This window comes from Paracoccus sp. UBA889 (genome assembly GCA_002294185.1).
Lineage (GTDB): Bacteria > Pseudomonadota > Alphaproteobacteria > Rhodobacterales > Rhodobacteraceae > Paracoccus.
In genome coordinates, this window is sequence record DBFD01000056.1 from 57,755 (window position 1) to 62,207 (window position 4,453).

The 4,453-nt window shown below is 62.3% G+C and carries 5 protein-coding genes; 4 read left to right on the top strand and 1 reads right to left on the bottom strand.

What is annotated here, in order from left to right:
• Positions 1-741, top strand: a 741-nt coding sequence (locus tag B4L36_RS11745) for a Gfo/Idh/MocA family protein (protein WP_292957345.1), incomplete at its 5' end; no start/stop codon positions are given.
• Between the two features lie 79 nt (positions 742-820).
• On the opposite strand, the gene B4L36_RS11750 is transcribed toward B4L36_RS11745, so the two are convergent.
• Entirely contained in the window at positions 821-1,732 is a 912-nt protein-coding gene (locus tag B4L36_RS11750) for a dihydrodipicolinate synthase family protein (protein WP_292957348.1), read from the bottom strand.
• 232 nt (positions 1,733-1,964) lie between these two features.
• On the opposite strand from B4L36_RS11750, the gene B4L36_RS11755 reads away from it, so the two are divergent.
• From B4L36_RS11755 to B4L36_RS11765, 3 genes are read left to right on the top strand one after another with little or no spacing between them, the layout of a single operon-like run.
• Complete coding sequence (locus tag B4L36_RS11755; RefSeq protein WP_292957351.1) at positions 1,965-2,648, top strand: GntR family transcriptional regulator; 684 nt, start codon at positions 1,965-1,967, stop codon at positions 2,646-2,648.
• A gap of 35 nt (positions 2,649-2,683) precedes the next feature.
• Positions 2,684-3,100: a cupin domain-containing protein gene (locus B4L36_RS11760; protein ID WP_292957354.1), complete on the top strand. Its 417-nt coding sequence runs from the start codon at positions 2,684-2,686 to the stop codon at positions 3,098-3,100.
• Positions 3,101-3,127: 27 nt separating this feature from the next.
• The gene (locus tag B4L36_RS11765; protein WP_292957357.1) at positions 3,128-4,264 is read left to right on the top strand and encodes a zinc-dependent alcohol dehydrogenase; all 1,137 of its coding nucleotides are present in this window, start codon (positions 3,128-3,130) and stop codon (positions 4,262-4,264) included.
• The last annotated feature ends 189 nt before the right edge of the window (positions 4,265-4,453 follow it).

Consider the following 4,453-nt stretch of genomic DNA (forward strand, 5'->3'; position numbering starts at 1 on the left):
AAACATGTGTTTTGTGAAAAACCGCTGGCCATGACGGCCGCCAGCGCCCGCTGCGCCGTCCTGGCCTGCCGGGAAGCCGGCGTGGTGTTGGGGATCGGGCACGAGCTGCGTTTCGATCCGGCGATGCGGCGGCTCAAGGCGCTGGTATCGGCTGGCGATCTGGGCACGATCATGCACGCCGAGGCCGCCTTCAGCCACAACAAGCTTGCCGGACTGCCGGGGGACGGGTGGCGCACGTCGAAAACGATGTCTCCCGGCGCCGGCATGACCGGCATGGGCATCCACCTGACCGATCTGATGATCTGGCTGTTCGGCCCGGTCGAGACGGTTCAGGCGCAGGTCCGCGACCGCACGCTGGGATGGCCGACCGGAGACATGGTCGTTGCCCAACTGGGCTTCGCGGCGGGTAACACCGCCCATTTCCAGGCCATCCTCAACACGCCGCACTACATGCGTTTTGCGGTATTCGGCGCGGATGGCTGGGCCGAGGCACGCTATTCCAGCCATCCCGACACGCCGGGCGGTCAGATCGAATGGTCGCTTTGCCGAAAGGGCGGCGCGCCGGAACGCGAGGTTCTGGACTGGAGCGATGCGGTCGTGTCCAATCTGACGGCCTTCGCGCAGGCGGTGACAGGGCGGCACGACTATCCCTGGAGCGATGCGGAACTGATCGGCAACATCGCCGTCTACGAGGCAATCGTGCAGTCATCCGACAGCGGCGAGACCGTGCGGCTGGGGTGAGCTTTCGGTCCGGCCAATGCCGATAACAGCCTGCCTGGCCCGGCCGGGTGGATCGTTCCCCCGCCTTCCTTCATGATTCTCAGGCGTCCGGCAGGGACCAGCCCGCATCCGCCATCCGCTTGCGCAGCGTAGCGAGATCGGCCTGTGGCAGGGCGTCCAGCGGTGGGCGCAGCACGGCAAGCCTCGGGTCGTTCATCTGGGCCGCCAGCAGCGCCTTGACTGCCGGGATCAACGGAAAGCCCGTCACGATCGTGCGCAGCCGGGCAACCTTGTCCTGCAATGCGTCAGCCTCGGGCGTGCCAAGGGCATCGATTAATGCGCCGATCCCGCCGGGATTGAGGTTGCCGGATGCGGTGATGCATCCCGCACCGCCGAGGGCGTGAGATTTCACAAGCATCGCTTCCGAAGACGGGAAGATGCTGAACCCGGGAAAGCGGCGAAGCATCGCCTCGGTATTCGGCCAGTCGCCGGAACTGTCCTTGATGCCAAGGACCGTGTTCGGGAAATCGCGGATCAGCCGCTCGATCAGATCGTGCGGAATGCCGACGCCGGTATTCTGGGGGATATGGTACAGCCACAGCCCCAGTTCGGAAGAACCGACGCCATCGATGACCGCGGCATACCAGGCGTAAAGCCCTTCGACCGAAACGGGCTTGTAATAGAAGGGCGGCAACGCCAGAACCCCGCCGCACCCAAGCGACAGCGCGTGTCTGGTCAGCGTGATCGTATCCATCAGTGATGGCAGGCCAACCCCGGGCATCAGAACGTCGGCCGGAACACCTGCGGCCACCAGTTTTTCCAGCAGCGCCATGCGTTCGGCGAGACTCAGCGAATTCGCTTCGCTGGTGGTGCCGAACACCGCCAGTCCATTCGCGCCATTGGCCAGCAGCCATTTGCAGAACTCGACGAATGCGTCGCCATCCGGAGAAAGGTCGGCCCGGAAGGGCGTGATCGCAGGAACGAGAAGCCCGGTGAAACGTTTGGGTTCCATGGTCTGGTCCTTTCGGAATTGCGCTGATTGTCCAGGGCGACAAGCGGATCGATCAGGTCGGGCGTGCAGCCTGTCAGGTCTTGTCCTGCGGATATGCGAGACGCCTCGAGGCTGTCAACTGAAATATCAGTGTTGACACTCGGCCGTCCCTGATGCCATTTTCTGCAAAAGCCGCGACGCGGTTTGTTCCCGCGAATCCGGGTTCTCTGGCAGAAGGGACCATGATCAGAACATGCAGAGCGCCGAGAAACCCCGCGATCTGGCGAGGGACAGCGTCTATCAAGAGCTTCGGTCCGAGATTTTGATGTGTCGGCTGCGGCCGGGCCAGATGCTGCAGGAACGCGACCTTGTGGCGCGACTGGGGATCAGCAAATCGCCCATCCGCGACGCATTGCTGAAGCTGGAGCAGCGGGGCCTGATCGAGGTTCTGCCGCGCAAGGGCTATCGTGTACGCCAGATCGATATCAGCGACGTCCGCGACATGTATGGTCTTCGGCTGATCCTCGAACGCGAGTGCATTTCGCTGATGATGGACACGGCCAGCAAGGATGTTCTTGAACGTCTCGATGATTTCGCCGAGGCGCCGTCCAGCCCCGATCTGCCGACCTGGATCGATTACAACCGCGCCTTTCACACCTATATCGCGGCGCATTGCGGCAACGCCCGGCTTGCCATGATCGCGCAGGAAATCATCGAGCAGTTCGACCGGCTGACCTATGTCAGCGTGACAAGCTCTGACGATCTGTCGCTGGACAAGTTCGAGCGCGAGCATCGCGAGATCATCGGCGCCATCCGCGCGGGTGACAAGCGGCAGGCCATCGCGCTGGCGGGACGCCATGTTCAGAGCTCGCGCAAGAGGGTTCTCGATAGTCTCGGAAGTGCCTCGATCGTCGATACCTCGCCCGTGCCAGGCTGACGCCTGCGCACCATCAACAGCAAGGAGACGGGACCATGTCGAAGAACCTCCTGCCGGATTGGCCGGCCGAACTTGTCGAAGACATGAAGGTCAACGAATATAGCGGCGTCGTTGGCAGCGTCCTGGTATCGGAAACCGACGACCTTCGCGTCTGGCACCTGCATCTGCCCGCCGGCAAGCGTTGCAACTTTCACCGGCACGTCCTCAATTATTTCTGGACCTGCCACGCGCATGGCAAGGCGCGCGGCTATTTCGAGGACGGCACGATCAGGGATGTCGTCCATTTCCCCGGCGACACCAGGCATTTCGAGTTCCCCGAGGGAACCCACATGCTGCACAGCGTCGAGAACGTCGGTGATACCGACCTGCTTTTCACAACCGTCGAATTCAAGAAAAGCGCCAATCCGCCCTTGCCGGTGCCCGACAGCGTGCGGCTGACGGAAGCCGTCTGACAGACGAAATCGAGAGATAGCCGCCCCATGTATGCCCCCCCCGGAGTCAAGACCAGCCCGGCCGTGAACGTGTCCGAAACCATGAAGGCATGGGTTCTGGGCGAGCCTGGCGAACTCAGACGAATCGAAAAGCCGACGCCCGTGCCTGGGCGGGCCGAGGTCCTGGTCCGCATCGATGCCGTGGCGATCTGCGCCACCGATCTTGACGTCATCTCGTCCGGCCCGCCCGCGATGATCCAGGGCGGATTGCCCTTCAACAAGAACTTCACGCCCGGCCATGAATACATGGGCACCGTCGCCGCGCAGGGACCGGGCGTCGACGAATTCGCCGTCGGCGACCGCGTGACTGTGGAAATCCACGCCGGGTGCGGGCAATGCAAGCGTTGCCGGATGGGCATGTACACGTCATGCCTGAATTACGGCCTGAATTACGGAGATGTGGACAAGGGCCATCGCGCGAATGGCTTCACGACGGATGGCGGTTTTGCCTCCTACGCGGTCAACAACATCAACACGCTGATCAAGATCGGCGATACGATGTCCGACGAGGAAGCGACGCTGGTCGTCACCGCGGGCACGTCGATGTACGGTCTGACCGAACTGGGCGGCCTGGTCGCCGGTGAAAGCGTCGTGGTCTGTGGACCCGGTCCGATCGGCCTGCTGGGCGTCGCGGTGGCCAAGTCGCTGGGGGCGCACCCGGTGATCCTGACCGGCACGCGCGACAATCGGCTTGAGGTGGGGCGCGAACTGGGCGCCGATCATGTGGTCAATGTTCGCCAGGAAGATGCTGTCGAGGCGGTCAGGAAGATCACCGGAGGCAAGGGGGTCGATTATGTGCTGGAATGCTCGGGTGCACCGGGGGCGATCGACACGGTCGGCAGGATGCTCAACCGCGGCGGCAAGATCTGCCTCGCAGCCTTTCCCCACGAAGCCGACAAGGTCGATGTGGCGCATCTGGTGCGCAACAACATCTACATCTACGGCATCCGTGGCGAAGGTAAATCCGCCACCCACCGTGCCCATGCTTTCATGGCCGACAAGCGATTTGACGCCACCAGGATCCATACCCACACCTTCGACATGGAGGATCTGCCCGAGGCCTTGCGCTATGCACGCGAACGTGTCGAGGACGCCATCAAGGTCGTCGTCAAGAACCGCCACTGACCGACCGGCCGTCGTCGTCGCGAATGGATCAAGGGAAATCAATTCCTGAGGAATGGGTTTCCGCATTTATGGCCAATATGCGCATTTCATGCGTCTCATTTTCCATGACTGAATATTTATATTTGAGTTGGATGATTTTGCGAGGGTCGACGCGTCTTCGTGGATACCAGGGGTCGCCGCCTCCGATTG

Excerpts from the sequence above, each read along its gene's own strand:
- B4L36_RS11750 (WP_292957348.1), bottom strand. The coding sequence starts at position 1,732 with ATGGAACCCAAACGTTTCACCGGGCTTCTCGTTCCTGCGATCACGCCC.
- B4L36_RS11755 (WP_292957351.1), top strand. The coding sequence starts at position 1,965 with ATGCAGAGCGCCGAGAAACCCCGCGATCTGGCGAGGGACAGCGTCTAT.
- B4L36_RS11760 (WP_292957354.1), top strand. The coding sequence starts at position 2,684 with ATGTCGAAGAACCTCCTGCCGGATTGGCCGGCCGAACTTGTCGAAGAC.
- B4L36_RS11765 (WP_292957357.1), top strand. The coding sequence starts at position 3,128 with ATGTATGCCCCCCCCGGAGTCAAGACCAGCCCGGCCGTGAACGTGTCC.